The organism is Cellulomonas sp. JZ18, assembly GCF_009720485.1.
In the GTDB taxonomy this organism is placed as follows: domain Bacteria; phylum Actinomycetota; class Actinomycetes; order Actinomycetales; family Cellulomonadaceae; genus Cellulomonas.
In genome coordinates this window covers 673,875-699,666 of sequence record NZ_CP045245.1, presented here as the reverse complement: position 1 = coordinate 699,666, position 25,792 = coordinate 673,875, and the positions used below count along the sequence as shown (strand labels likewise).

At 74.3% G+C, this 25,792-nt stretch carries 25 protein-coding genes and 2 pseudogenes; 19 read left to right on the top strand and 8 right to left on the bottom strand.

The features are described from left to right. Window positions 1-38 precede the first annotated feature (38 nt). The 4 genes from purL to GC089_RS03155 all read right to left on the bottom strand — a co-directional run bounded on the left by purL (window position 39) and on the right by GC089_RS03155 (window position 5,516). Window positions 39-2,441 carry a phosphoribosylformylglycinamidine synthase subunit PurL gene (gene purL / locus GC089_RS03165; RefSeq protein WP_155376445.1) on the bottom strand — a complete coding sequence of 801 codons (2,403 nt, stop codon included), beginning with the start codon at window positions 2,439-2,441 and terminating at the stop codon, window positions 39-41. 231 nt (window positions 2,442-2,672) lie between these two features. Beyond that, a complete protein-coding gene (locus tag GC089_RS03160) occupies window positions 2,673-4,097 on the bottom strand; it encodes a cellulase family glycosylhydrolase (RefSeq protein WP_155376444.1) in 1,425 nt (474 codons plus the stop codon). A gap of 226 nt (window positions 4,098-4,323) precedes the next feature. After that, window positions 4,324-4,467 carry a hypothetical protein gene (locus GC089_RS18760; RefSeq protein ID WP_230685029.1) on the bottom strand — a complete coding sequence of 48 codons (144 nt, stop codon included), beginning with the start codon at window positions 4,465-4,467 and terminating at the stop codon, window positions 4,324-4,326. Continuing rightward, complete coding sequence (locus GC089_RS03155) at window positions 4,401-5,516, bottom strand: winged helix DNA-binding domain-containing protein (protein ID WP_230685028.1); 1,116 nt, start codon at window positions 5,514-5,516, stop codon at window positions 4,401-4,403. Before GC089_RS03155 ends, GC089_RS18760 begins: the two co-directional genes overlap by 67 nt. Window positions 5,517-5,752: 236 nt before the next feature. On the opposite strand from GC089_RS03155, the gene GC089_RS18330 reads away from it, so the two are divergent. Then, window positions 5,753-6,505, top strand: a complete 753-nt coding sequence (locus GC089_RS18330; RefSeq protein WP_196250802.1) for an LPXTG cell wall anchor domain-containing protein — start codon at window positions 5,753-5,755, stop codon at window positions 6,503-6,505. 34 nt (window positions 6,506-6,539) lie between these two features. On the opposite strand, the gene GC089_RS03145 is transcribed toward GC089_RS18330, so the two are convergent. Continuing rightward, window positions 6,540-7,376, bottom strand: a complete 837-nt coding sequence (locus GC089_RS03145) for a DUF2599 domain-containing protein (protein WP_155376443.1) — start codon at window positions 7,374-7,376, stop codon at window positions 6,540-6,542. Window positions 7,377-7,748: 372 nt separating this feature from the next. On the opposite strand from GC089_RS03145, the gene GC089_RS03140 reads away from it, so the two are divergent. The 6 genes and pseudogenes from GC089_RS03140 to thiD all read left to right on the top strand — a co-directional run bounded on the left by GC089_RS03140 (window position 7,749) and on the right by thiD (window position 12,583). Beyond that, a complete protein-coding gene (locus GC089_RS03140; RefSeq protein ID WP_155376442.1) occupies window positions 7,749-8,102 on the top strand; it encodes a hypothetical protein in 354 nt (117 codons plus the stop codon). Window positions 8,103-8,432: 330 nt separating this feature from the next. Further along, window positions 8,433-8,732 carry a hypothetical protein gene (locus GC089_RS03135; RefSeq protein WP_155376441.1) on the top strand — a complete coding sequence of 100 codons (300 nt, stop codon included), beginning with the start codon at window positions 8,433-8,435 and terminating at the stop codon, window positions 8,730-8,732. Between the two features lie 128 nt (window positions 8,733-8,860). Further along, window positions 8,861-9,739 (top strand): annotated as a pseudogene (locus tag GC089_RS19875) (polymorphic toxin-type HINT domain-containing protein); the annotation flags it as partial. A gap of 221 nt (window positions 9,740-9,960) precedes the next feature. Beyond that, window positions 9,961-10,623, top strand: a complete 663-nt coding sequence (locus GC089_RS18750; RefSeq protein WP_230685027.1) for a polymorphic toxin-type HINT domain-containing protein — start codon at window positions 9,961-9,963, stop codon at window positions 10,621-10,623. A 307-nt stretch (window positions 10,624-10,930) separates the two neighbouring features. Beyond that, window positions 10,931-11,653: a hypothetical protein gene (locus tag GC089_RS18745; RefSeq protein ID WP_230685026.1), complete on the top strand. Its 723-nt coding sequence runs from the start codon at window positions 10,931-10,933 to the stop codon at window positions 11,651-11,653. Window positions 11,654-11,791: 138 nt separating this feature from the next. Continuing rightward, on the top strand, window positions 11,792-12,583 hold the full coding sequence (thiD, locus tag GC089_RS03115) for a bifunctional hydroxymethylpyrimidine kinase/phosphomethylpyrimidine kinase (RefSeq protein WP_155378902.1): 792 nt from the start codon (window positions 11,792-11,794) through the stop codon (window positions 12,581-12,583). A gap of 26 nt (window positions 12,584-12,609) precedes the next feature. Here the strand turns inward: thiD and GC089_RS03110 are convergent, their stop codons facing one another. Next, a complete protein-coding gene (locus GC089_RS03110; protein ID WP_155378901.1) occupies window positions 12,610-12,903 on the bottom strand; it encodes a helix-turn-helix domain-containing protein in 294 nt (97 codons plus the stop codon). 91 nt (window positions 12,904-12,994) lie between these two features. Between GC089_RS03110 and map the strand changes: the two genes are divergently transcribed. The 11 genes and pseudogenes from map to GC089_RS03060 all read left to right on the top strand — a co-directional run bounded on the left by map (window position 12,995) and on the right by GC089_RS03060 (window position 21,278). Continuing rightward, window positions 12,995-13,777 (top strand): type I methionyl aminopeptidase, encoded by a 783-nt coding sequence (gene map, locus GC089_RS03105; RefSeq protein WP_155376438.1) that lies wholly within the window; start codon window positions 12,995-12,997, stop codon window positions 13,775-13,777. Between the two features lie 74 nt (window positions 13,778-13,851). Beyond that, window positions 13,852-14,697, top strand: coding sequence for an alpha/beta fold hydrolase (locus GC089_RS03100; protein ID WP_155376437.1), 846 nt, complete (start codon window positions 13,852-13,854; stop codon window positions 14,695-14,697). A gap of 338 nt (window positions 14,698-15,035) precedes the next feature. After that, window positions 15,036-16,541 carry an ABC transporter substrate-binding protein gene (locus GC089_RS03095; RefSeq protein ID WP_155376436.1) on the top strand — a complete coding sequence of 502 codons (1,506 nt, stop codon included), beginning with the start codon at window positions 15,036-15,038 and terminating at the stop codon, window positions 16,539-16,541. Between the two features lie 7 nt (window positions 16,542-16,548). After that, complete coding sequence (locus GC089_RS03090; RefSeq protein ID WP_155376435.1) at window positions 16,549-17,508, top strand: ABC transporter permease; 960 nt, start codon at window positions 16,549-16,551, stop codon at window positions 17,506-17,508. After that, a pseudogene (locus GC089_RS19870) lies at window positions 17,505-18,176 on the top strand (ABC transporter permease); the annotation flags it as partial. The gene GC089_RS03090 and the pseudogene GC089_RS19870, both read left to right, overlap by 4 nt. A gap of 62 nt (window positions 18,177-18,238) precedes the next feature. Continuing rightward, a complete protein-coding gene (locus GC089_RS18735; RefSeq protein WP_230685025.1) occupies window positions 18,239-18,388 on the top strand; it encodes a hypothetical protein in 150 nt (49 codons plus the stop codon). Next, window positions 18,385-19,182, top strand: a complete 798-nt coding sequence (locus GC089_RS03080) for an ABC transporter ATP-binding protein (protein ID WP_155376434.1) — start codon at window positions 18,385-18,387, stop codon at window positions 19,180-19,182. Before GC089_RS18735 ends, GC089_RS03080 begins: the two co-directional genes overlap by 4 nt. Further along, window positions 19,179-19,952: an ABC transporter ATP-binding protein gene (locus GC089_RS03075; protein ID WP_155376433.1), complete on the top strand. Its 774-nt coding sequence runs from the start codon at window positions 19,179-19,181 to the stop codon at window positions 19,950-19,952. Before GC089_RS03080 ends, GC089_RS03075 begins: the two co-directional genes overlap by 4 nt. A 54-nt stretch (window positions 19,953-20,006) precedes the next feature. After that, the gene (locus tag GC089_RS03070; protein WP_155376432.1) at window positions 20,007-20,453 is read left to right on the top strand and encodes a pyrimidine dimer DNA glycosylase/endonuclease V; all 447 of its coding nucleotides are present in this window, start codon (window positions 20,007-20,009) and stop codon (window positions 20,451-20,453) included. A 91-nt stretch (window positions 20,454-20,544) separates the two neighbouring features. After that, window positions 20,545-21,075: a hypothetical protein gene (locus GC089_RS03065; protein ID WP_155376431.1), complete on the top strand. Its 531-nt coding sequence runs from the start codon at window positions 20,545-20,547 to the stop codon at window positions 21,073-21,075. Continuing rightward, window positions 21,072-21,278, top strand: coding sequence for a hypothetical protein (locus tag GC089_RS03060; protein WP_155376430.1), 207 nt, complete (start codon window positions 21,072-21,074; stop codon window positions 21,276-21,278). Before GC089_RS03065 ends, GC089_RS03060 begins: the two co-directional genes overlap by 4 nt. A 6-nt stretch (window positions 21,279-21,284) precedes the next feature. On the opposite strand, the gene GC089_RS03055 is transcribed toward GC089_RS03060, so the two are convergent. Then, on the bottom strand, window positions 21,285-23,375 hold the full coding sequence (locus tag GC089_RS03055) for an acyl-CoA dehydrogenase (RefSeq protein WP_155376429.1): 2,091 nt from the start codon (window positions 23,373-23,375) through the stop codon (window positions 21,285-21,287). Beyond that, entirely contained in the window at window positions 23,372-24,265 is an 894-nt protein-coding gene (locus GC089_RS03050; protein ID WP_155376428.1) for a TetR/AcrR family transcriptional regulator, read from the bottom strand. Before GC089_RS03050 ends, GC089_RS03055 begins: the two co-directional genes overlap by 4 nt. 138 nt (window positions 24,266-24,403) lie before the next feature. Here GC089_RS03050 and GC089_RS03045 point away from each other — a divergent pair, with 138 nt between their 5' ends. Continuing rightward, window positions 24,404-25,747, top strand: coding sequence for an acetyl-CoA C-acetyltransferase (locus GC089_RS03045; protein WP_155376427.1), 1,344 nt, complete (start codon window positions 24,404-24,406; stop codon window positions 25,745-25,747). Window positions 25,748-25,792: the final 45 nt, after the last annotated feature.

The window sequence follows — 25,792 nt, the reverse complement described above, 5'->3', positions numbered from 1 at the left end:
CGCCGGGTCGTCCCCGGCGGCCCCTCGTGCGCGCGGCGTCAGCCGAACAGGCGCGGCAGCGTGCCCTCCCAGACCTCGCGGGCCTCGGACAGGGGCAGCGTGAAGAGCCCGGCCACCTCGACGGCGGCCTCGTGCGCGTGCTCCGGGTCGACGTCACCGGCGCCGGCGCCCGGCGAGCACGTCTCCGCGGTCTCCCCCAGGCGGAGCGCCGGGACGCCGCGGGCCGTGCACAGGTCCGCGAACCGGACCTCCTCCGAGCGCGGCACGGCGACGATCGCACGCGCCGTCGACTCGGAGAACAGCGCCTCGAACGGGGTGACGCCGTCACGCGCGCACAGCCCGTCGAGGTCCACCTGGACGCCCACGCCGTAGCGCAGGCTCGACTCCACGAGCGCCTGCGCGAGGCCGCCCTCCGAGAGGTCGTGGGCCGCGTCGACGAGGTCGTCGCGGGCCGCGGTGGCCAGCACCTGCGCGAGGCGCCGCTCGGCGTCGAGGTCGACCCGCGGCGGCGTGCCGCCGAGGTGGCCGTGCACGACGTCGGCCCACGCCGAGCCGTCGAGCTCGCCGCGCGTGGTGCCCAGCAGGTAGACGGCCTGGCCGGGCGTCGTCCAGCCGGACGCGACCGCGTGGGCGACGTCGTCGAGGACGCCGAGCACGCCGACGACCGGCGTCGGGTGGATCGAGGAGTCGACCTGGCCGGGCTCGCCGGTGCCGTTGTAGAGCGAGACGTTGCCGCCGGTGACCGGCACCTCGAGCGTCTGGCAGGCGTCGGCGAGGCCGCGGATCGCCTCGACGAGCTGCCACATGGAGTCCGGGTGCTCGGGGCTGCCGAAGTTGAGGCAGTCGGTCACGGCGAGGGGGCGCGCACCGGAGGTCGCGACGTTGCGGTACGCCTCCGCGAGCGCGAGCTGGGCGCCCGTGTACGGGTCGAGCTTGCCGAAGCGGCCGTTCGCGTCGGTCGCGAGCGCGACACCGAGGCCCGTCGTCTCGTCGACGCGGACCACGCCCGCGTCGTCGGGCTGCGCGAGCGCGGTGTTGCCCTGCACGAAGCGGTCGTACTGGTCCGTCACCCACGCCGGCGACGCGAGGTTGGGCGAGCCGAGCAGGCGCAGGACCGTGGCCCGCAGCTCCTGCGCGGTGGAGGGGCGCGGGTAGCGCTGCTGCCCCTCGGGCGTGCTGACCGAGTCGGCGACGAGCGCGTCCTGCCAGGCCGGCCGCGCGTACGGGCGGTCGTAGACCGGTCCCTCGTGCGCCACCGTCCGCGGGTCGACGTCGACGATCCGCTGGCCGAAGTGGTCGATCGTGAGGCGGCCCGTGCCGGTGACCTCGCCGATCACCGCCGTCTCGACGTCCCACTTCGCCGTGATCGCGAGGAACTCGTCGAGCTTCTCCGGCCGGACGACGGCCATCATGCGCTCCTGCGACTCCGACATGAGGATCTCGCCGGCCGTCAGCGTCGGGTCGCGCAGCAGCACCTTCTCGAGGTCGACGTGCATGCCGCCGTCACCGTTGGACGCGAGCTCGCTCGTCGCGCACGAGATGCCGGCCGCACCCAGGTCCTGGATGCCCTCGACGACCTTCGCCGCGTAGAGCTCCAGGCAGCACTCGATGAGCACCTTCTCCATGAACGGGTCGCCCACCTGCACGCTCGGGCGCTTGCTCGGCTTGGTGTCGTCGAAGGTCTCGGACGCGAGGATGGACGCCCCGCCGATTCCGTCGCCGCCCGTGCGCGCCCCGAACAGGACGACCTTGTTGCCCACGCCCGACGCGTTGGCCAGGTGGATGTCCTCGTGCCGCAGCACGCCCAGGCACAGCGCGTTGACGAGCGGGTTGCCCTGGTAGCAGGCGTCGAACACGAGCTCGCCGCCGATGTTCGGCAGCCCCAGGCTGTTGCCGTAGCCGCCGACGCCCGAGACGACGCCGTGCACGACGCGCGCCGTGTCCGGGTGGTCGACCGCGCCGAACCGCAGCTGGTCCATCACGGCGACCGGGCGCGCACCCATCGAGATGATGTCGCGGACGATGCCGCCGACGCCCGTCGCGGCGCCCTGGTAGGGCTCGACGTACGACGGGTGGTTGTGCGACTCGACCTTGAACGTGACCGCCCAGCCGTCGCCGATGTCGACGACGCCCGCGTTCTCGCCGATCCCGACGAGCAGGTGCTCCTTCATCGCCGGCGTCGTCTTCTCGCCGAACTGGCGCAGGTGGATCTTCGACGACTTGTACGAGCAGTGCTCCGACCACATGACGGAGTACATGGCGAGCTCGGCGGCGGTGGGGCGCCGGCCGAGGATGTCCCGGATGCGCTGGTACTCGTCCTGCTTGAGGCCCAGCTCGGCGTACGGCTGGACCTGGTCGGGGGTCGCGGCGGCGTTCTCGACCGTGTCGGACGCGTGCTGCGGGGTGGGCGCGTCGGCGGGGCGCACAGGTGCGGTGGTCATCGGTTCCCTCGGTGGGGGCCCGGGCACCGGGGGTGGTCGCCCTCAGCGGGCCCGCCCCACCAGTCCCGCGCCGCGGGTCGGCAGACACCCCCAGCGTACCGGCGCGCACCGCGGCCCCGACCGCACCGTCCCGCCTCGTGGGCCTGGCCGTCGCCCCGGTCGGCACGGGCCGGCCGGGGCGACGGTGCGGGCGCTGCGCCGGTGCGGCGGGGCCGCGCGTCGGCGCGTCGGTCAGCTCGTCGGGAAGCTGTCCGGCGTCACGATCCGGCTGCGGACGAACTGGCCCGACTGCGTCAGCTGCGACGTCCCGTAGCTCGAGCCGGAGCAGGTCCCCGGACGGAACGCCGCGCTGCTCTCGTTCGCGTCGGAGTACGTCCAGTTGACGTGGCTGATCTTCAGCGAGTCGAGCAGGTCGAGCCACGCCGTGGAGCTGGCGAGGTCGACGGTGCCGCCGCCGGTCGCGCTGGTCGTGCCCCACTCGGAGACGAACAGCGGGAGCCGCTGCGCCGCGCTGCGCACCTCGGCGCGGTAGTTGTCCAGGTGCGACGCCGCGTAGAAGTGGAAGGTGTACATGATGTTGTCGAACGCCAGCGGGTTCGCCACGATCTCCGCCGAGCTCGACCCGTTGGAGACGCCGAGCGACGACCAGCCGCGCGTGCCGACGAGGATGACGGCGTCGGGGTCGGCGGCCTTGATGATCGGGATCACCTGGTTCGCGTAGGTGCGGATCTGCTCCCATGTCACGCCGTTCGGCTCGTTCGCGATCTCGTAGATCACGTTCGTCTTCGCCGCGTTGCGCGTGGCGACGTTGCGGAAGAACGTCTTCGCGTTCTCGAGGTTCACGTTCGGGTCGCCCGGCGTGAGCGTGTGGAAGTCGACGATCGCGTACATGCCGCGCTTCTCGGCCTCGTCCACCAGGGAGTTCACGCGTGCCGTGAAGCCCGGCGGGTCGGTGACGTAGCCGTTCTCGTTGACGTACATCGCGATGCGGAAGACGTCCGCCTTCCAGTCGTTCGCGAGCACGTCGAGCGACGTCGCGTTGTAGCAGCCCGGGAACCACTGCAGGCCGTGGGAGCTGATGCCGCGCAGCTGGATCGGCTTGCCGTACTGGTTGCAGAGGTTCACGCCGCAGACCCGGAGCTGGCCGTTCACCGCGACCGGGGTGGTCCCGGTGGGCGGCGGGGGCGTCGTCGTCGGGGTGGGGGTGGGCGTGCGGGTGGGCGTCGGCGTGGGCGTCGTCGTGACCGAGCCCGTGCACGCGACGCCGTTGACCGTGAACTGGGTGGGGGCGGGGTTGGAGCCGCTCCACGACCCGTTGAAGCCGAAGCTCGCGGTGCCGCCGGTGCGGACCGACCCGTTCCAGCCCGCGTCGCGCACGGTCACCGTGCCGCCCGACTGGGTCGCGGTCCCGTTCCACGCCTGCGTGATCCGCTGGCCGGACGCGAAGGTCCAGCCGACGGTCCAGCCGTTCAGCGGGTCGCCGAGGTTCGTCACCGTGACGTTGGCGCCGAAGCCGCCCTGCCACTGGTTCGTGACGGCGTAGTCGACCCTGCAGCCGGCCGCCGCCTGCGCGGACGGCGCGGCGGTCGCGCCGATCCCCGTCGTCGCGAGCAGGGCCGCGGCCAGCAGGGCGAACGCCCTGGTGCGCTGGGACATGCATCTCCTCGATGGTGAGCGCGCGGCGCCGCGCCCCGCTCCGGCGCGGGGACGCACGGCGGTCGCCGCGTCGGGAGTCGAGGGTGCGCCGCGGGGGCCTCCCCCGCCAGGGCGACGGGCCCCGGGACGTCGCCCGAATCGATTCGTGCGCGCACGCGTGGCACGGGCGGCGTCCACGGCACGGCCCGTCGCCCGTGCCCGCCACGCGGGGTGCGGCGTTCGCCGGTCAGGCGCGCAGGCGCTGCTCGACCGGCGTCCAGCCGCGGGCGCGTGCCGTCAGCCGGACGTCGGCGAGCTGGGCCGTCAGCGCGGCGGCGCGCTCCGCGACGGCGTCGGCCGCCGCACGCCCCACGTCCTCGAAGAGCTCCACGGCCACCTCGCCGTCCGCGCGCTGCACCCACCCCCGACGACGCGCCCGTCGACCCACACGGTCGGCCCGGCGTTCCCGTTGCGGTCGTACACCTGCTCGCGGTGCTCCCCCACGAACGGGTCGCGGTGCCGCCACCCCATCGCGGCCGGGTCGAGGGCCGGCAGCAGCGCGACCCACGGGTCCGCGGGTGGGACCTCGTCCGCGTCCTCGGCGAGCAGGACACCCGGCGCCCCGTCCTCGAGGACGACGGCGACGGTGTCGAGCGCGGCCAGCGCCGCCTTCGTCCGGGCGACGGTCCACCCGGCCCACCACTGCAGGTCCGCGGGCCGGGCGGGCCCGTACGCGTGCAGCCACAGGCGCGCGAGCCGGGCTGCCGCGTCCCCGGTCGTGGGCGCCGGTCCGAGGTCGCGCCAGTGCGCCGGCGTCGTCCACCGGAACTGCGGCGCGGCCCAGCCCCCCACCTGCCGGCCGCGCAGCACGCGCCCCTCGGCGGACAGCGTGGTGAGCAGGCGGCTCGCGACGCTCTGCGTGGTCTCGTACGTCCTGCCGGGCTCGAGGACGACCCGCTGCGCGAGCGACGGGTCGGCTGCGGCGAGCTCGGGCGCGGTGGCCTGGCCGGCCGCGGCCAGCGCGTCGAGCAGGGCGCGCTCGGCGCGGGCGACCCACGCCTCCGGCTCCTGCGTGATCCCGGAGGCGACGACGAGCTGGTGCAGGAGCCGGCGCTGCTGCACCGCCACGGTGTCGCCTGCCGCGGCCAGCGCCGTTGCCGCGAGGTCGTGCGGCACTGCGAAGACCGTGCGCCGCATCGCCAGGACGCGCACCAGGTCGCGGTCCTCGTAGAGCGCGCGCTCGACGTCGGCCGGGCTCGCGCCGGGGGTGCGGGCGAGCGCGGACAGCACGGTCGACGCCGGGTCCGTGCTGTGCAGCGCGACCACCGCGCGCGCCGCACCGACCGGGTCGGCGGCGCCGTGCCCCGGGGCGAGCGCGTGCCTGCGGCCGAGCCGCGCCCGCCGCTCGTCCGCCGTCACCGTCCTGACCGCACCTGTCACCCGAGGGACGCTAGCGCGCGGGTCCGACACGACCGCACGGGCCGGCACGTCGCTGACCAGCGGTTCTGCATGAGAGAACCGTCATGCACGATTCGCCCCGTTCGCGCGTTCCCTCCCGTTACGCTGCCGCCGGTCGCACGGTACGCCGCCGCGACGCCCCCGATCCGCCGCAGGTCCGCCCGCCGCCGGGCCGCGGGGCCCCCACCGCCCGCCCGCGTCCGAACCGAGGCACCCCGATGCACCCCCGCACCGCCGCGCTGGCACTCGCCGCGTCCGTCGCCGTCGTCACCCTCACCGCCACCGGCGCCGCTGCGGGCTCCGACGCACCGACGCCGTACCGCGTCACCGGCACGGGCATCGAGCTGCCGGAGGGACACGTCCTCACCGAGCACGCGCACCTCAACGTGCTGTGGACGTCCCCGGCCGGCGCCGGCGCCCGCAACGTGCACCTGGAGGGGCCCGGCACGCGCTACCACGACCTGGTGGGCGCCTCCGCCGTGACGTGGGACCGGCTCGGGCTGCCGGCCGACGCGTGCGTGCACTGGGTCCAGGTGGCGGGCTTCGACGAGCACTTCGGCGAGGGCGGCCAGGCGCCGGTGTGCCGCGCGGCCCAGCCGGTCCCCGCGCCCGCGCCGGTCCCCGCCCCCGCACCGCCGGCGGGCGCCCCGGCCCCCGCACCGGCCCCGGTCGTCCCGGCCCCCGCTCCGGCGCCGGCGTCGCCCGCGCCGGCCGCACCCGTCGCCGAGGTGGCCGCGGCTGCGCCCACGGCTACGCCCTCCCCCGCCCCGAGCGAGACCGCCCAGGTCCTCGCAGCCCACGAGGACGCGGGCACCGACGCGTCGTTCGCCCTCGACTGGGACGTCCCCGCACGGGCCGACACCCTGTCCGCGACCGGCACGTCGGCGGTTCCCGTCCTCGCGCTGGGCCTCGCGGCCGTCGTGGCCGGGACGGTGCTCGTGCTGAGCCGGCGGTCCGCGCAGGAGGGCTGACGCACCACCCGCCGGCCCGGTAGGACGTCGCCCGTCAGACGTCGTCGTCGGTGGGGTTGCAGCGGGTCGCGAGCAACGTGACCGTCCCGACCTCGGGGCGCCACGGCTCGAGGTTCCACGCGTCCTTGTCCGGGGCACCGAGCGCGTGGCACCAGAGCTGCGCCTGCATCGTCGCCGTCGCCGCCTCGGGCTGCGCGACGGCGAGCTGGGCGGCGAGCACCTCCTGGGCGGCGAGCGAGCCGCCGCGCACCCACGCCGCGGGCACGACGGCCAGCGACCGTCCGCCCTCCGCCTCGCCCCAGGTCGCCGACGCGAGCGCCGACGTGCCGACGAGCACCTCCACGACGGCCGCGGGCCGCCCGCGCAGCACGAGCACCCCCTCGACCTCGAACCACCGCGCGGGCGCCTGCGCGGCGTCCGGGGTGCCCACCGCACCGACGACGACGTCGCCACGGCGCAGCACGGCCGACCCGTCCTCCAGCACGGTCGCCGTGACGCCCTCCGCCGGCGCCAGCGAGGCGCCGGTCACGGCCGCCTGCGCGGTCCGCACGGTGACGCGCACCGACCCGTCGCCCTGCGGCTCGACCGCGACCTCCGCCGCGGGGTCCGTGGGCAGCACCCAGGCGACGACGCCGTCCCCGCCGGGGACGGCCGCACCGTCGGCGCGCACGCGCTCGGCGCCGGGCGCCCTCGGGTCCGGGGCCGGTGCGACCCCGCCGTCCGGGGCAGCGGTCACGGCGGCCGTCGCGTCGGGCGCGGGCGCCGCCGTGCCGGTCGCCTCCGGCGAGGCCGTGGGGGCCGCGGAGCACCCCGCGAGCGCGAGCAGCAGCGCGAGGGCCGGCACCAGCACGAGGCCACCCGCGGTACGCATGCGGGCACCGTACCCAGCACGTCCGGCATCGCGACGCGACCGGAGGCGGTGAGAGTTCTCTCATGGGAACCGACGTGGGAATCGACGACCGCGCAGAACGGGGCAACTCGGACACGCCGCACCACCTGCGCTGACACGCCCTCAGGCCGCGCCCGTCCCCGAACCGGCGACCCGTCCAGGTCCGCCCGCGGTCGTCTCGCGATCCAATCCCGCGCTGGTCAGCCGACGCCGCGACCCCCTTGGGTGACGCACGGCTCGGCCGCTGCAGGGGGCGGCCGCGACGGTGCGTGGGCAGCGATGCGGCGCACGGACGGAGGTCCGCATGTCCGGTCGCCCGCGCTCGAACGGCGTGCGCGTTCCGAGTCCCTTCTCATGATCGCGATCTATCCAGACCGGACTTTCCAGCTCTGGAAGTATCGAGTCAGCCATGGCGGCCTGCTGGTGAGGAGCCCTCGCAACCCGAGCCATGCGGTCAACGTGGACCTTCTCTTCGACGGCGTGGAGTTTGTCTCCTGCCCTCGACTACTCCGAGGGGTGGCCGTAGAGGACGCAGGGGACAAGGACGTGCTGCACGCCTTCGAAGCACTGGGCGAGGAGTATCGCGCATCGAGCACGGTCTTCGTTCTCGTCTCGGAGGGTCGTCGGAACCTCGTGGTCGCCTCCTCTTTGCGCGTCCTCGAGCACGGCGGAGACATCTTCGACAGCCCGTTCGCGCTGGGCGAGTGATCCGACGGCCCTGATGGAGACAATAAAGCGCATAGTCGTGCTGCTCGGGGAAGACCGAACGATCAGCCAGGTCCCGTGCTCGACTGCGCACGATGGGCGAAGCCTCGAGCGAGAGTTCTTCAGCACGCTCATCGCCGGGGACTGGGTCCTTGGTCGCCATTCTTCGGGTTACCGTGTCGAAGGACCCACTCAAGTCGTTGGACTTCTTCCGCGGCATCGATGTCTCGGTCTTCCGCGGAGGCGTGTACACGGTGCAGCCAGGCACGCAGAGCGATATCTTCCACAACGCGCTGAGGGCGGTCGAGCATGTCTTCTGAGACGCCTGCTCCTGTGGTCCTCGACGCGAGGATCCGCTTCCTGCGCACTGAGGAGGGAGGGCGGCTGCGGGCACCGGCCGACGGTGTTCGATCTCAGTTGGATCTCGGTGAAGTCAAGACGTCCTGCATCGTCCACACGCGCGACGCACGCAAGGAGATCGCCCTCGGCGAGGAGCAGAACGTCCGCATCGAATTGATCTTCGGCAGCCTCTACGAGGCTGCGGCTCGCCGACTCACCAACATCGATCTGTATGAGGGAAACAAGCTGGTGGCGCGTGGCCTCACGATCGAAACCCACGTCGAAGAAGGATGACCCATCATCTGAGGCCGCCGCGAGCCACGGTGCTGCATCCCTGATCTCCCATGGAGAAGATGAATCACCGCGACTGAGGGGCGCCGGGGCGAAACCCGAACCGATGCGAGTAGGGACCGGTAGGCGGGATGCCCGCACGGTGTTCCGCAATGTGGAATTCTGGTAGTCCGCATCGGTCACGGCCTCGCCCCCCTGTGCACTGCGGAAGTCGCTCGACTTTCGTGCTCACGGGTCCAGCAAGGCGATCGCCGACGTGCAGGTCGGCGACACCGTCCTCGCGGTCGCGGCCGACGGCACCACCACCCACCGCCAGGTCGTGGCCACCATCACCGGCCACGGCGCCAAGGACCTCGTCGACCTCACCCTCGTCGGCTCCGGCGGCGGCGGACCGCCCGCCGACACCAAGATCACCGCCACCGACGGGCACCCTGTTCCTCACCGCCGACGGCGACTGGGTCCCCGCCGGGGAGCTGAACCCCGGCGACCAGCTCCTCGACGCCGACGGCACCCCCGTCACCCTCGCCGCCACCACCCACCGGTCGCAGACCGCGACGGTCCACAACCTCACCGTCGACACCGACCACACCTACACCGTCACCACCACCGACGGCACCGACGTCGTCACCCACAACGACAACCTGCGCGGCAAGATGGGCGAGTCCTGCCCGCGGTCACCGCAGGTCGTCGCAGGCCCGCGACTCGGCACGTTGTCGGTGCCGGCTCGGAACGCTTCTCCGAGCGAGACGCGAGCGGCGGAGCACATGGCCTCCCTCGGGCGGGACGTGGTGCTTCGCGATCCCGTCCCCGGTGCCTCACGAGGCAGCGGCACGAGCGATCTGCTCGTCGACGGAGTTCAGTGGGATGTGTACACGCCGACGACCAGGAATCCGAGTGCAATCATCAGCGCCATCGCGAAGAAGGGGAGCCAGGTACCTGGAGGAGGCGTCGTGGTCGATCTCTCGTCGACGAGCGTGACGGCCGCGCAACTCGGCGACGTCGCGGCACGCGTCGCAGGGACAGGGTCGCGCGTGCGTGAGGTGATCCTGATGCCGCAATTCACTGCGGCCTATCCCGATTTGCTACGATCAACTATCCCGCCTAAGGCGCGCCGGGGCGCCGGGGCGGAAGCTAAACCGAGGCGAGTAGAGAGCGGCAGGCGGGAGGACCGCACGCGTGTTCTGCGATCGAGAACTCCAGTAGTCCGCCTCGGACCCGGCCCTGCCGGCTTGTGCGTCATAGGAGCCGCCAAGCTTCCACGCTCACCGCCGGCACCAGCAGGGCGATCGCCGACGTCCAGGTCGGCGACACCGTCCTGGCGGTCGCGGCCGACGGCACCACCACCCACCGCCAGGTCGTGGCCACCATCACCGGCCACGGCGCCAAGGACCTCGTCGACCTCACCCTCGTCGGCTCCGGCGGCGGCGGACCGCCCGCCGACACCAAGATCACCGCCACCGAAGGGCACCTGTTCCTCACCGCCGACGGCGACTGGGTCCCCGCCGGCGACCTGAACCCCGGCGACCAGCTCGTCGACCCCGACGGCACCCCCGTCACCCTCGCCGCCACCACCCAGCGGTCGCAGACCGCGACGGTCCACAACCTCACCGTCGACACCGACCACACCTACACCGTCACCACCACCGACGGCACCGACGTCGTCACCCACAACGACGACATCCGAAACGCCATCGGCGGAGCGCAGACGGCGAACGCCTGCCCAGTCGGAGGAGCCAACGGTAGCCTTCGGGACCCGGAGACCGGGCGCTTCGTGCGCGATCCGGCCAAGCCGCCGGCTCAGCCCCGGTCCTCCGGCCACGGGAACTCACTCGACAGCACCGCGACGACATATCTCTACCGCATTGAGGATCCCTCGGGAGATCTCGTGAAGTAGCCAAGGCGGGAGATGCGTCCTTACAGCCGGGGACCTCGGTCACCGTCGTCGTACTGGACGAGTCACGGGCTCCGGTGCGCGGGAGCCTGCTCCTCGTTGACCGGGAGATCGCTCGGCGACTTCGCGGTCCGGGAACGTCCGGGCGGTGAGTCGAGCTCATCCCCGTCCCCAGGTCGTCGCACCCCGGTCGGTGACGCCCCGCGGCGTCCGAAGCGAGAGAAGGAGCAGGCTGATGTGTCGCCGCCGGGTAGGACCCCTCGACGTGGTCGCCGTCCTCACCGAGTGTGCGTCGGTCGAGATCCGGTGGATGGCGGACACGGGCCAGGTGTACGTCGAGGACGAGCGCCTGGACCCGAACTCGCCGTCGGACGTGGACGCCCTCGCACGCATGCACCTGCTCGCCGACGTGACCCACGGCTTCGCGAACGTCCTCCGGATGGGTGCGGTGCGCCGGGGACACGCCGCTCGCGCCGCCCTGCGGTGGCGGTGGTCCGCGACGAGCGGGTCAGGCCGGCGGTGGATGGCATCCCGGCTGGCGCTGAGGAGCCCCCGCCACATCGCTGCGCTGCGGGCGGTCGTCGGAGAGGTCCCCGACACGGCGCACGGCACCCTGCGTCCCACGCCGACGCAGGCAGGAGGAACGGGCCTGATCCGCGCGACCGACGTCGACTTCCGCGTCTGCCGCATCGACGTCGAGACCCTGGTCCGTCTGCAGGAGTCGGCCGAGCGGCGGGGCCTGGCGACCCGGTGGTCGTCGGTGGACGCGTTGCGCGCGCAGGTCGCGGGTGATCGCGTCCTGCTGCAGACGTTCCAGCGGCAGCGCACGGCGGACGGCAGCGCCGTCGTCCGGTGCCTCCTGCTGTTCGGGGTCCTGGGCGACGACGTCGCGGGCGGTGTGGCGACGCTGGACGTCGACCCGCACGACGTCCAGCGGCTTCCCCGCGCCGACGCCGGTCCGGCCGTCCGCTCCGCGATGGTGGACGTGTTCGTCCTCGCGACCGGTGGGATCGCGATGATGACCAAGCAGTGATCCTCACGCCGCGCCCGTCGTCGGGCGCCGCGCAGGTTCGTCGCCGCGCGGGAAGGGGCACCCGCAGCCGATCATCCCCGCCGACCGTGCGAGGCTGTCGTGCAGACCCCCACGAACCACATCGACAGGAGCACTCCCGTGGTCGACCTCGCGTACGTGATCGCCGGATCGGAAGCGACCGGCGGCGCCGGCATCCAGGCGGACCTGCGCACGTTCCAGGAGCTCGGCGCCTTCGGCCTCGGCACGATGACGTGCATCGTGTCGTTCGACCCGGCGGACGACTGGAACCACCGCTTCTTCCCCGTGCCGGCCGAGATCATCGCGCAGCAGATGGAGGCGGCGACGACCGCCTACGAGCTCGACGTGGTGAAGATCGGCATGCTCGGCACGCCGGCGACGATCGACGTCGTCGCCGAGGGGCTGCGCCGCCAGCCGTGGCGGCACGTCGTGCTCGACCCGGTCCTCATCTGCAAGGGCCAGGAGCCCGGTGCCGCCCTCGACACGGACACCGCGCTGCGCGAGCAGGTCCTGCCGCTCGCGACCGTCGTCACCCCGAACCTGTTCGAGACGAAGACGCTCTCCGGCATGGACACCATCGAGACGGTCGAGCAGCTCACCGAGGCGGCGCGCCGCATCCAGGCGCTCGGCCCGCGCGCCGTGGTCGCCAAGGGCGGGGTCGAGCTGCCCGGTGACGACGCGGTCGACGTCCTGCTCGACGGCGACGAGGTCACGGTGCTCGCGACGCCGAAGGTGGGGAACGAGCGCGTGGCCGGTGCCGGCTGCACCCTCGCCGCCGCGATCGCCGCCGAGCTCGCGAAGGGGCGCGAGGTCCGCGACGCGGTCACCCGCGCGAAGGAGTTCGTCACGGCGGGCATCGAGGGCCGCGTGTCGGGCAAGGCGCCGTTCACGGTGGTGCGGCAGGGCGCCTGAGCCGTCCCGGGGCGGCGGGCCTCGCGTCAGCCCCGGCGCTGGGCGACCAGGTCGTCGGGGCGGGCGCTGCGCCGCGCGCCCTCGGCGACCTCCGCCCACACCGCGTCGAGCGACAGCCCCAGCACCCCGGCGACCGCGGCGACGGTCGAGAACGACGGCGTCGCGACGCGGCCCGACTCGATCTTGCGCAGGGTCTCCGGCGAGACGCCGGCGTCGAGCGCGACGGTGAGGACCGACCGCTCCCCGCGAGCGCGGCGCAGGAGCGCGCCGAGGCGGCGCCCGCGGTCGATCTCGGCGGGCGTGAGCGGGAGCCGGACCATCATGGACCGATACTAATACCGGGATAGTATTACCGGCCGAGCCGCCCGCCCCCGGCCACCACCCCGGCAGCACGACGAGGAGCGCACCCCCATGATCGAGATCCTGAGCCCGAGCGAGATCGACCGCGCCCGGGTCACGGGCGCCCTCGTCGCCGACATCCTCCAGACGCTCCGCGAGCGCACGACCGTCGGCACCAACCTGCTCGAGATAGACCGCTGGACCCGCGAGCTCATCGAGAAGGCCGGCGCGCAGTCCTGCTACGTCGACTACGCGCCGTCGTTCGGCCGCGGCCCGTTCGGCCACTACGTCTGCACCTCGGTGAACGACGCCGTCCTGCACGGGCGCCCCCGCGACCAGCGCCTCGCCGACGGCGACCTGCTCACGCTCGACCTCGCCGTGCTCAAGGACGGCATCGCGGCGGACTCCGCCATCAGCTTCCTGGTGGGCGACGCCCGCCCGGCCGAGAGCGTCGCGCTCATCGAGGCGACCGAGCGCGCCCTCGCCGCCGCGATCGAGGCCGCCGGCCCGGGCGTCCGCCTCGGCGACGTGTCGCACGCCATCGGCCAGGTGCTCACGGGCGCCGGCTACCCCGTGAACACCGACTTCGGTGGCCACGGCATCGGCTCGACCATGCACCAGGACCCGCACGTGCCGAACACCGGCCGCCCCGGCCGCGGGTACACGCTGCGTCCCGGCCTGCTGCTCGCGCTCGAGCCCTGGGTGATGGCGGACACCGACGAGCTCGTCACCGACGCGGACGGCTGGACGCTGCGCAGCGCGACCGGCGCGCGCACCGCGCACAGCGAGCACACCGTCGCGATCACCGAGGACGGCGTCGAGGTCCTCACGCTCCCGGCGCACCTGCGCGCCTGAGGTCGTCGGGGGACGCGCACCCGCGGTCCCCCGCCCCGCTCGCCGCGTGCCCGCGCGCGTGCTGTGCTGCCGGGATGGACTCCTTCACGCGCGACGGCCTGCGCTTCGACGTGCGGGACCACGCACCGGACGCCCCCACCAGCACGACCGGCGACGACGCCCCCGTCGTCGTCCTCCTGCACGGCTTCCCCCAGGACGGCTCGGCCTACGACGCGGTCGTCCCCCTGCTGACGGCCGCGGGTGCGCGCGTGCTCGTGCCGGACCAGCGCGGCTACTCCCCCGGCGCCCGGCCGCCGGGCCGCCGCCCGTACGCCGTGCCGGAGCTCGTCGCCGACGTCGTCGCGCTCATCGACGCCGCCGGCGTGGAGCAGGCGCACGTCGTCGGCCACGACTGGGGCGGCGCGGTCGCGTGGGCGGTCGCGGCGCGCGAGCCGGACCGCGTCGCGACGCTCACGGTGCTGGGCACGCCGCACCCCGCCGCGATGCGGGCCGGGCTGCTGCGCGGCGGGCAGGCCCTGCGCTCGTCCTACGTCGGCTTCTTCCAGCTGCCCGGCGTCCCGGAGCGCCTGCTCCTCGCGGACGACGGCGCCCGCCTCCGGCAGTCCCTCGAGCGCGCCGGTCTCGAGCCCGACCGTGCCGCCCGCTACGTCGCCCGCATGCGCGAGCCCGGCGCCCTGACGGCCGCCCTCGCCTGGTACCGGGCGCTCCCGGTGCCCGGCCGCGGCTCGACGGGCCCGGTCGAGGTCCCGACCACCTACGTCTCCGCCCGCCGGGACCCGTTCTTCGCCCCCGCCTCCGTCGACGCGACGGCCCGGTACGTCGACGGCTCGTTCCTGCGCGTCGACCTCGACGCCGACCACTGGCTGCCGGAGCACCGGCCGGCGGACGTCGCGGCCGCCGTGCTGGGGAACCTGCGCTGAGCGGTGGCCGCGCCGCACCCGGACGGGCGAGACGCACGTCTCGCCGGCGACGCTGGAACGTCCCGACGGTCGCGAGGTACGGTCGCAGCACCATGCGCACCGTCCTCGTCGCCCCGCACGCCGCTCGCCCCGTCCTCGCGGCGCGCGCGTGTTGTCGCGGCTGACGTCCCCGCGCACCGGGACCGGCACCGTCGTCGGCTGACCGGCCCCACCGCGCGCCGAGCGCCCTCGCGCTCGACTCCCCCACCCCTGCACCGGTCCCCCGTGCCCCGGGCGTGCGCGCTGACCGCTCGTCGTCCGGCCCGGCGGCCGTGCCCACCCGCCGGAGGTCCCCCAGCATGAGAACCCGCACCCTCGCCGGTGCCGCCCTGTCCGCCGTGGCCGCGCTCGCGCTCGCCGCGTGCTCGGGCGGCGGCAGCACGGGCGGCGCCAGCGGCGCCCCGCAGGCCGAGGACGAGATCGTCATCGGCTCCACCAACGAGCCGACCGGCCTGGTCCGCAACGTCGGCGGCTCGTCCGGCGTCTCGCAGACCATGACGCGCAACGTCTTCGAGGGCCTCACGGCCGTCGACGTGGACGGGGAGATCGTGCCCGCGCTCGCCGAGTCGTGGGACGTCTCCGAGGACGGCCTGACGTACACGTTCCACCTGCAGCCGGACGCCGTCTTCCACGACGGCACCGACCTCACCGCCGACGACGTGGTGTGGAGCATCTCCGAGGCGATCTCGCCGGAGTCGAAGCTCGCGCGCAAGAACGACCTCGCCGTCATCACGGGCATCACCGCCCCCGACGAGGACACGGTCCAGCTCGCGCTGAGCCGGCGCAGCCAGTCCCTCACGTTCAACCTCGCCGGCCTGACGGTCGTGCAGGAGGGCGACACCGAGCTCGGTCCCGACAACGGCACCGGCCCGTACCGGTTCGTCGAGTGGGTGCAGGGCGACCACCTGACGATCGAGCGGTTCGACGACTACTGGGGTGAGCCGGCGAAGAACCCGGGCGTGACGTTCCGGTTCTTCGACGACCCGACGGCGCTGAACAACGCGCTGCTCGTCGGCGACCTCGACCTCGTCATCGCCGAGAACTCCCCGGACCAGCTCGTGCAGTTCGAGGACGACCCGCGCTTCACCATCACCGAGGGCTCGTCCACGACCAAGCAGCTGTGGGCGTTCAACGACCGGCTCGCGCCGTTCTCCGACGTGCGCGTGCGGCAGGCGCTGTACAAGGCGATCGACCGCGAGGCGCTGCTCGAGGCGGTGTGGGACGGCTACGGCCAGGTCATCGGCTCGATGGTCCCGCCGACGGACCCGTGGTTCGTCGACCAGGCGGACGTGCACGCGTACGACCCGGACGCCGCCCGGGACCTGCTCGCCCAGGCGGGCGTCGCGAACCTGACGATCCCGGTGGACTACGTGCCGGACGACACCACCGAGACGATCGTGCAGCTGCTGCGCGCCGACCTCGCCGAGGTGGGCGTGACGCTCACGCCGAACCCGATCGACGACGCCACCTGGTACCAGAAGGTCTACACGGACCACGACTTCCAGACGACGCTCATGGGGCACGTGAACCCGCGGGACGTGGTCTGGTATGCGAACCCGGACTTCTACTGGGGCTACGACAACCCGCAGGTCCAGGAGTGGGTCGCGCAGGCCGACCAGGCCGCGACCGAGGAGGAGCAGGTCGACCTGCTGCGCCGGGTCAACGAGACCATCGGCCAGGAGGCCGCGACCGCGTGGCTGTACCTCGACCCGCAGATCCGGGTCGCGAAGGCCGAGATCAGCGGCTTCCCGGTGGACCAGGTGACGGAGAGCTTCTACGTCGCCGACATCGTCCGGGAGGGCTGAGGCACCCGTGGCCCGCCACCTGCTCACCCGCCTCGCGTCGCTGCTCGTCTCGCTCGCCCTCGCGGCCGTCGTCGTGTTCGTCGTCCTGCGGCTGCTGCCGGGGGACGCCGCGGGCGCGTCGCTCGGTGTCGGGACGACGAGCGACCAGCTCGAGGGGCTGCGCGCCGAGCTGGGCACCGACCAGCCGGTGCCGGTGCAGCTCGGGCAGTGGGTGGCGGGCCTCGTCCAGGGCGACCTGGGCACGTCGTTCGTGTCGCGGCTGCCGGTGGCCGACCTGGTCGCGGCACGGCTGCCGGTCACGCTGCCGCTGAGCCTCGCCGCGTTCGTGCTCGCGGTGCTCGTCTCGGTGCCGCTCGGCGTGGCGGCGGCCGTGTGGCGGCGCGGGCCGCTGGGCGTGGTCGTGTCGGCGCTGTCGCAGCTGGGCGTGGCCGTGCCGGTGTTCTGGGTCGGCGTGCTGCTCGTCCTGGTCCTCGCGCTGCAGCTCGGCTGGCTGCCACCCGGCGGGTTCCCGCGGCAGGGCTGGGGCGACCCGGCGGGCGCGGTGCGCTCGCTCGTGCTGCCCGTGGTGACCGTGGCGATCGCCATGTCCGCCGTCATGGTCCGCTACGTGCGGTCGGCGACGCTCGACGTGCTCGACCAGGACTACGTGCGCACCGCGCGCTCCCTCGGCTACGGCCGGTGGGCGGCGCTGCGCCGGCACGGGCTGCGCAACGGCGCCGCGCCGGTCGTCGCGATCCTCGGGATCGAGCTCGCGACGTCCCTGCTCGGCGCCGTCGTCATCGAGAACGTGTTCGCGCTGCCGGGCCTCGGCACGCTGCTGCTGGACTCGGTCGAGGCGCGTGACCTGCCGGTCGTGCAGGCGCTCGTCCTCGGGCTGACGGCGGTCGTGCTGGTCGTCAACGTCGGGGTCGACCTCGCGCAGCGCGCGCTCGACCCGCGTCTGCGCCTGACGGGAGGGGCACGATGACCACGGGTGTGGAGGACCTCGCCGTCCGGGAACCCGCCGTCACGGGGACGCCGCACGCGCGCGCCCGCCGGTGGCCGCCGTCCCTCGTGGCCGGTGCCGTGCTGGTCGGCCTCGTCGCCGTCGTCGGCCTCGTGGCGCTCGTCTGGACGCCGTACCCGCTCGACGTCACCGGCAGCGGCCCGCGCCTCGCGCCGCCCGGCGGCGACTTCCCCGCCGGCACCGACCGGCTCGGCCGCGACCTGCTCACGCAGCTCATGGCGGGGGCGGCGAGCGCGCTGCTCGTCGCGGCGGCCAGCGTCGTCGTCGCCGGGATCCTGGGCCTCGTGCTCGGCGTGCTCGCCGCGGCGACGACGCGCTGGGCGGACACGGTGCTCGTCAACACGGTCGACGTGCTCATCGCGTTCCCGACCCTGCTGCTCGCGATGCTGCTCGTGACCGTCCGCGGCGCGTCGACGGCGACGGCCATCGCGGCGATCGGCATCTCCGGCGCCGCCGTCATCGCGCGCGTCACCCGCATCACCGTCGCGCGCGTGCTGCGCGAGGACTACGTCACCGCCGCCGCGGCGGCCGGCACCGGCTGGTGGGGCACGATCACGCGGCACGTGCTGCCGAACGTGGCGCCGACCCTGCTGGTCCAGCTCATGCTGCTGGCCGGCGGGGCCGTGCTCGCGGAGTCGGCGCTGTCGTACCTCGGCCTCGGCACACCACCGCCCGCCGCGTCCTGGGGCGGATGCTCCGGGAGGCGCAGTCGACGATGGTCGTCGCGCCGTGGAGCGCGATCCTGCCCGGCCTCGCGATCGTCGTGCTCGTCCTCGGGCTCAACCTGCTCGGGGACGGCATCCGCGAGCGCACCGACCCGAACCTGCGAGGTGACCGGTGAGCCTGCTCGAGGTCGACGGCCTGACCGTCCGCACGTCCGACGGGCACACGCTGCTCGACGGCGTCACGTGGGACGTCGCCGCGGGCGCCCGGCTGGGGATCATCGGCGAGTCCGGCTCCGGCAAGTCGATGACGGCTTTGGCCGTGCTGGGCCTGCTGCCCGCCGGCATGCGCGCCACCGGGCACGTGCGCCTGGACGGCACCGACCTGCTGGCGCTGCCGCCGCGCCGCATGGACGCCGTGCGCGGCGCGCAGGTCGCGATGGTCTTCCAGGAGCCGCTGACCGCGCTCGACCCGCTCATGACCGTGGGCCGGCAGATCACCGGACCGGTGCGCCTGCACCAGCGGCTCTCGCGCACGGCCGCCCGCGAGGAGGCCGCGCGCCTGCTGCGGCTCGTGCAGATCGACGACACCGAGCGCGTGCTCGGGTCGTACCCGTGGCAGCTGTCCGGCGGGCAGCGGCAGCGGGTGTCGCTCGCGATGGCGCTCGCGTGCCGCCCCCGCGTGCTGCTCGCCGACGAGCCGACGACGGCGCTCGACGTGACCGTCCAGGCCGAGGTGCTCGAGCTGCTGGACGACGTCGTCGAGCGCACCGGGCTCGCCCTCGTGCTCGTCACGCACGACCTGCCCGTCGTCGCACGCGTGGCGCAGGACCTGGTCGTCATGCGCGACGGCGCGGTCGTGGAGCGCACGACGGTCCCCCGGGCCCTCGCCGGGGACGGAGCGGCGTACACCCGCGAGCTCGTCGACGCCGCCCGCGCCGTCACCGCGCTGCCCACCCCGGAGGCCCGATGAGCACGCCCCTGCTGGAGCTGACCGGCGTCACGCGCACGTTCGGCCGCACGACGCAGGCGCTGCGCGGCGTCGACCTGCGCGTCGAGGCCGGCCGGGGCGTCGGCATCGTCGGCGAGTCCGGCGCGGGCAAGTCGACGCTGCTGCGTCTGCTGCTCGCGCTCGACAGCCCGACGTCCGGCACGGTGACGTACCGCGGCGAGCCGCTCGACCGGCGCGACCGCGCCGCCGTGCGCCGGTTCCGCCGCGACGTGCAGGTCGTGTTCCAGGACCCGCGCTCGTCGCTCGACCCGCGCCAGCGCGTCGGCTCGATCGTCGCCGAGCCGCTGCGGTCCCTGCGCGTCGAGGGCGACCACCGCGCGCGGGTGCGGGAGGTGCTCGCGTCGGTCGGGCTCGACGCGGACGTCGTCGACCGGTACCCCGCGCAGTTCTCCGGCGGGCAGCGGCAGCGCATCGCGATCGCCCGAGCACTCGCACCGCGGCCGTCGGTGCTCGTGGCCGACGAGCCCGTGAGCGCGCTCGACGTCTCGGTCCGCCGGCAGGTCGTCGACCTGCTCGCCCGGCTGCGCGACGAGCACGGCCTCACGCTCGTCCTCGTCAGCCACGACATCGCGATCGTCGGGCAGCTGTGCGAGCGCACCGTCGTGCTGCACGACGGGGTCGTGGTCGAGGAGGGCGCGACGCGCGAGGTGCTGACGACGCCGCGCGAGCCGTACACGCGGCGCCTGCTCGCCGCGGTCCCGCGCCTGCCCGACGCGACGCCTGCCTGCTGACGCGGACCGGCCGCCCCGGTCGCGGGCGCGCCGCCCGGCTGCTGTGCTGCCGCGGTGAGGCTCTGGTCGCTGCACCCGTCCCTGCTCGACCGGCAGGCGCTGACCGCCTGCTGGCGCGAGGGCCTGCTCGCGCAGGCCGTGCTGCTCGACCGCACGAAGGGCTACACGAAGCACCCCCAGCTCGACCGCTTCCGCGTGCACCCGGAGCCCGTCGTCGCGATCGCCGCGTACCTGCACGGGATCCGCGACGAGGCCACCCGCCGCGGCTACCGCTACGACGCGAGCCGCGTGCACCTGCCCGACGACGAGCGCACCCGCGGCGTCACCCCGATCCACGTCACCTCCGGCCAGCTCGACCTGGAGTGGCGGCACCTGCTGCACAAGACCGTCGAGCGCTCGCCGGACCAGTACCGGGAGCTCCTGCGGGTCGGCCGGCCGTTCCCGCACCCGCTGCTCGTCGTGGTGCCGGGTGGGGTGGAGCCGTGGGAGCGGGCGTCGTGAGCCGCGCACTCTGCCCTTGTCCATCTGCCCTTGTCCACAGGCCGCTGCAGGGGCAGCACCAGCTCGCCCGCGCCTCTGCCAGACTCCGACGATGCTCTTCGGACGACGCCGCGACGCGGTCGTGGTCGTGCGCGAGCCCGGGGGATCCACGGCCGAGCTGCTGCTCGACGAGGCGCGCCGGGCCGAGCAGACGCAGATCCAGCTGCACGCCGCCATGGACCAGCGAGCAGGGGTGCTGGTCGGGTTCGCGGGAGTCCTCGTCGGCATCATGCTCACCGCTGATTCCGCAGCCCTGCCGGCGTGGACGCGGGCACTCGCGCTCGTCATGGCCAGTGCGGCGGCACTGGTGGCGGCGGCACCGCTGGCGATGCCCAGCATGAACACGGTCTCTCCCGCCGAGCTGGTCGAGCGGTACCACCAGGACAGCCGTGACGACGTCGTGGCTGTCGTCACCGACCTGACGGCATGGGTCGTGCAGGACGCCGGGGAGCAGCTGCGCCGCAAGCGACGTCTCGTGTTCACCGCCGCGGCACTTCTCGTCCTGTCTGTCGGCGCCACCGCGGGCGGACTTATCCTCGACCTGTGGCCGGTCCTCACCGGCTCGGGAGGTGGGAGCGCATGAGCGCCAAGCACACACGGACCCCGCGCAAGCTCGTGGTGGACCCCGACCTGCTGATGAACCTCGCAGGCGACGAGAAGGCGGTCCGGCGTGCGCGCCGGCGGCTCGTCGAAGAGGCCCGCGCCGGGACCGTCATCATCTCCCCCCGGTCCGCGGCCTCCCGTGCCGTCGACGACCCGACGGCACGGGAGCCGCGCTCCCGCTGAGGACGCTCAGCCCTTGAGGTGCTTCTCCGGGATCGGCGCGTCGCCCGAGGCCCGCTGCGCCCGGTAGTACGCCCGCGCCTCCTCCTGCCGCTCGTGCTCGACGCCGGACGAGATCGGCGCGCGCAGGTGCTCCTGCCCGTAGCCGAACGCGTCGACGAGGTCCTGCGCGTGCGGGCGCAGCCGCGCGAGCAGCCGCTCGATGTACGACGTCACGGTCCGCGCCCGCCCGGCCGACAGGCGCCCGTTCACCAGGTACCAGGCCAGGTCGCGCTCGACGAGCGTCAGGCCGAACAGGTCCCGCAGCCACGTCAGCACCTGCTTCGTGCCCGGGTCCTCGACGCGCTCGAGGCCGGCCGTGAACGCCTCCCACTGCACGCGCTCGGCGTGCGCACGGGCGGCCTCGATGAGCTCGTGCTGGTGCGCGTTGAACAGCGCCGCCGCCTTGTCCGGGCTCATCTTGCGGGCCGGGGCCAGGGCCTGCGCGACCTGCGCGACCTTCGCCTCGACGCGGTCGGTGAGCAGGTCGCGCTGGGTCTGCTCCTCGCGCAGCTGACCGACCGACCGCCGCGCGTCCCCCAGGTCGCCGAGCGCCTGCACGGCCCGGATCAGCGGCGTGCGGTGCAGGGCCACGTCCGCGACGCGCTCCGCCACGAACCGCGCCATGTCGCCGCGGTCGGCCTGCAGCGCCTTGAGCGACTTCGCGTAGTCGGCGAGCAGGCGCTTGGCGACCAGCTGGTAGAGGACCGTGTTGTCGCCCTCGAACGTCACGTACACGTCCATGTCGGCGTGCAGGCCCGTGAGCCGGTTCTCGGCGAGGAAGCCCTGCCCTCCGCACGCCTCGCGCGCGGTCTGGATCGTGCGCAGCGCACCCCACGTCGACGTCGGCTTGAGCGCCGCGGCGAGCGTCTCGAGGTCCTCCCGGTTCTCCGGGGTGTCGCCCCGGCCGGAGAACACGTCGTCGAACGCGGCGAGCAGCTCCTCGTGCGCGAACGCCGCCGCGTACGTCTCCGCGACGAGCGGCAGGAGCCGGCGCTGGTGCTGGCCGTAGTCGAGCAGCGTCACCTCGTCGGTCCCGCCGCCGGCGAACTGCCGGCGCTGGTTGGCGTACGTGACCGCGATCGCCAGGGCGATCTTGCTCGCGTTCACCGCGGCGCCGTCGAGCGAGACGCGCCCCTGCACGAGCGTGCCGAGCATCGTGAAGAAGCGGCGGCCCGGGCTCGCGATCGGCGAGGAGTACGTGCCGTCCGGGGCGACGTCGCCGTACCGGTTCAGCAGGTTCGTGCGCGGCACGCGCACGTGGTCGAAGTGCAGGCGGCCGTTGTCGATGCCGTTGAGGCCGCCCTTGACGCCGTCGTCCTCGCCGCCGACGCCGGGCAGGAACTCGTGCGTCTGCGGGTCGCGGATCGGCACGTAGAACGCGTGCACGCCGTGGTTCACCTTCGGCTGCCCCGGCGCCGCCGTGACCAGCTGCGCGAACACGACCGCCGCCGTCCCGTGCACCGCGGCGTTGCCGAGGTAGTCCTTCCACGCGCCGCGGAACGGCGTGTGGATGACGAACTCCTGGCTCGCCGGGTCGTACTCGGCCGTCGTCCCGATCGACGCGACGTCCGAGCCGTGGCCCGTCTCCGTCATCGCGAACGCACCCGGCACGCGCAGGTGCATCGCGTCCGGCAGGAACGTGTCGTGGTGGTGCTCGGTGCCCAGGTGCAGGATCGCCGACGCGAACAGCCCCCACTGCACACCCGCCTTGATCTGCAGCGACGGGTCCGCGGCCACGAGCTCCTCGAACCGCGCGAGCGAGCCGCCGTGGTCGTCGGCGCCGCCGTGCCGCGCCGGGAACGCGCGCAGCACGTCGTGCTCGGCCTCCAGGCGGCGCAGCTGGTGCAGCACGCGCTCGCGGTGCTCCGCCATCGGCAGGCCCTCGACCTTCTGGAAGTCGGGGTCCGCCGTGATGGCGCGGGCCTCCCGGCGCAGCTGCGCGTACTGCCCGAGCAGCAGGTTCTCCAGCGCGGCGACGTCCACGCGAACCGCGGCTCCGTCAGGGGTCGCGGCGGCGGGTGCGGGACGGGTCTCGGGGCGGGCGGTCGTGGTGGTCATCGCTGCTCCCTGGGGGTTCCGGCGTCGTCGCCGGGCTGGTGGGTCTCCGCCGGGTGGGCGGACGTGCGGGGACGGTCGGGTCTGTCGCGTGCGGGCCGGTCGCGCGCCAGGAGGCCGACGGGTCCGGCCCACAGCCACGCCGCGACCTGGGCGGTGAGCGCCTCGCGGTCGGGTGTCCCCGGCTGGTCGCGGTGGGCGAGCCACCACTCCCCGGCGCCGCGGACGAAGCCGACCGCACCGGCGGCCCACGCCTCGGCGAGCGCCCGCGTGGCCGTGTCCGGCGCCGCGCCGCCGTCCTCGGGACGGCGTGCGACCGTGCGGCCGTCGCGCTCCTCGGTGAGCCCGCGGGCGAACGGCGCGGCGACGAGCGCCGTCACGGAGTCGAGGAAGTGCCCCAGCGGGCCGCCGGACTCGACGGAGCCGTCCTGCGTCACGAACGCGTAGACGTTCGGCGAGGACTCGATCATCTCCAGGTACACGGCGACCATCGCGCGCAGCCCGTCGCGCGGCGTCGGCGCGACCCGCAGGACGCCCTCGAGCGCGCCCTGGATCTGCAGCACGACGGCCTCGGCGACGGCGATCTGGAGCCCGGTCTTGTCGGTGAAGTAGCGGTAGACGATCGACTTCGACGTGCCGGCGGCAGCCGCGATCTCCTCCATCGACACGTCCGGGCCGCGGTGGTGCACGGTGCGGCGGGCCACCCGGACGAGCTCGGCGCGGCGGGCCTCGCGGTGGTCCGCCCACCGGGTGGACCGGCCGTCGGCGGGCGCCCCGTCGGCCTCCGTCGCCGGTCCCGGGACGGCCGCGACGACGGCACGGCGCGCTGCCGTGTCGTCGCGGGCGGGGGGCGGGGGCGTCGTCCTCGACGTCCCCGGCGTGACGGACCTCACGCAACCGACGGTATCAGGTACTGTGGGTCTCGGACACCAGGTCGGGACTCCCGTCCCTCGACGCCCCGGGGACGACCCGGTAGCGCGCGGGACCCCCGGCCGGCCCGTCATCAGCGCCGATGCGAGAGGGAACGCCCGATGGCCTCCACCCGTGACACGAGCAGCCCCGCCGCACCCCGCCCCGCGTACGTGCTCGGCGGCAACCGGATCCCGTTCGCCCGCGCCGGCGGCAGGTACGCGCAGGCGTCCAACCAGGACATGCTCACCGCCGCCCTCGACGGCCTGGTCGCCCGCTACGGCCTGCAGGGCGAGCGGATCGGCGAGGTCGCCGCGGGCGCGGTGCTCAAGCACAGCCGGGACTTCAACCTCACGCGCGAGGCCGTGCTCGGCTCCGCGCTGTCGCCCACGACGCCGGCGTACGACGTGCAGCAGGCGTGCGCGACCGGCCTGGAGACCGTCGTCTCGCTGTCCAACAAGATCCGCCTCGGCCAGCTCGAGTCGGGCATCGCCGGCGGCGTCGACACGACGTCCGACGCGCCCATCGCCGTGAGCGACCGCCTGCGCCGCGTGCTGCTCGACCTCTCGCACGCGAAGACCCCGCAGCAGCGCCTCAAGGCCCTCGCCCGCCTGCGTCCCAAGGACCTGGCCCCGGCCACGCCACGCACGTCCGAGCCCCGCACGCACCTGTCCATGGGCGAGCACCAGGCGCTGACGACCGCGCAGTGGGGCATCACGCGCGAGGCCCAGGACGAGGTCGCGCTGCGCAGCCACCAGCGGCTCGCCGCCGCGTGGGACTCCGGCTTCTTCGACGACCTCGTGACGCCGTTCCGCGGGCTGACGCGCGACGCGAACCTGCGCCCGGACACGTCGATGGAGAAGCTCGCGAAGCTGAAGCCGACGTTCGGGCTGTCGCTCGACACCCCGGCGACGATGACGGCCGGCAACTCCACGCCGCTCACCGACGGCGCGTCCACCGTGCTGCTCGGCTCGGCGCAGTGGGCCGCCGAGCACGACCTGACGCCGCTCGCGGCGGTCGTCGACGCCGAGGCCGGTGCCGTCGACTTCGTGCACGGGGTCGACGGGCTGCTCATGGCGCCCGTGTTCGCGGTGCCGCGGCTGCTCGCCCGCCACGGCCTGACGCTCGAGGACTTCCAGTACGTCGAGATCCACGAGGCGTTCGCGTCGACCGTCCTCACGACGCTCGCCGCCTGGGAGTCGGAGGAGTTCGGCCGCGAGCGGCTCGGCCTCGACGGCGCGTTCGGCAAGGTCGACGTCGACCGGCTCAACGTGCACGGCTCCTCGCTCGCCGCCGGGCACCCGTTCGCCGCGACCGGCGGGCGCATCGTCGCCACCGTCGCGAAGGAGCTGCACCGCCGCCGCGCCGCGCAGGTCGCCGCCGGGGACGACTCCCCCGTGCGCGCCCTCGTGTCCGTGTGCGCGGCGGGCGGCCTGGGCCTCACCGCGATCCTCGAGGCCGCCTGACCGCCGGGCCGCACGCCCCACCCCCCGGAGGCGTGCGGCCCGGCT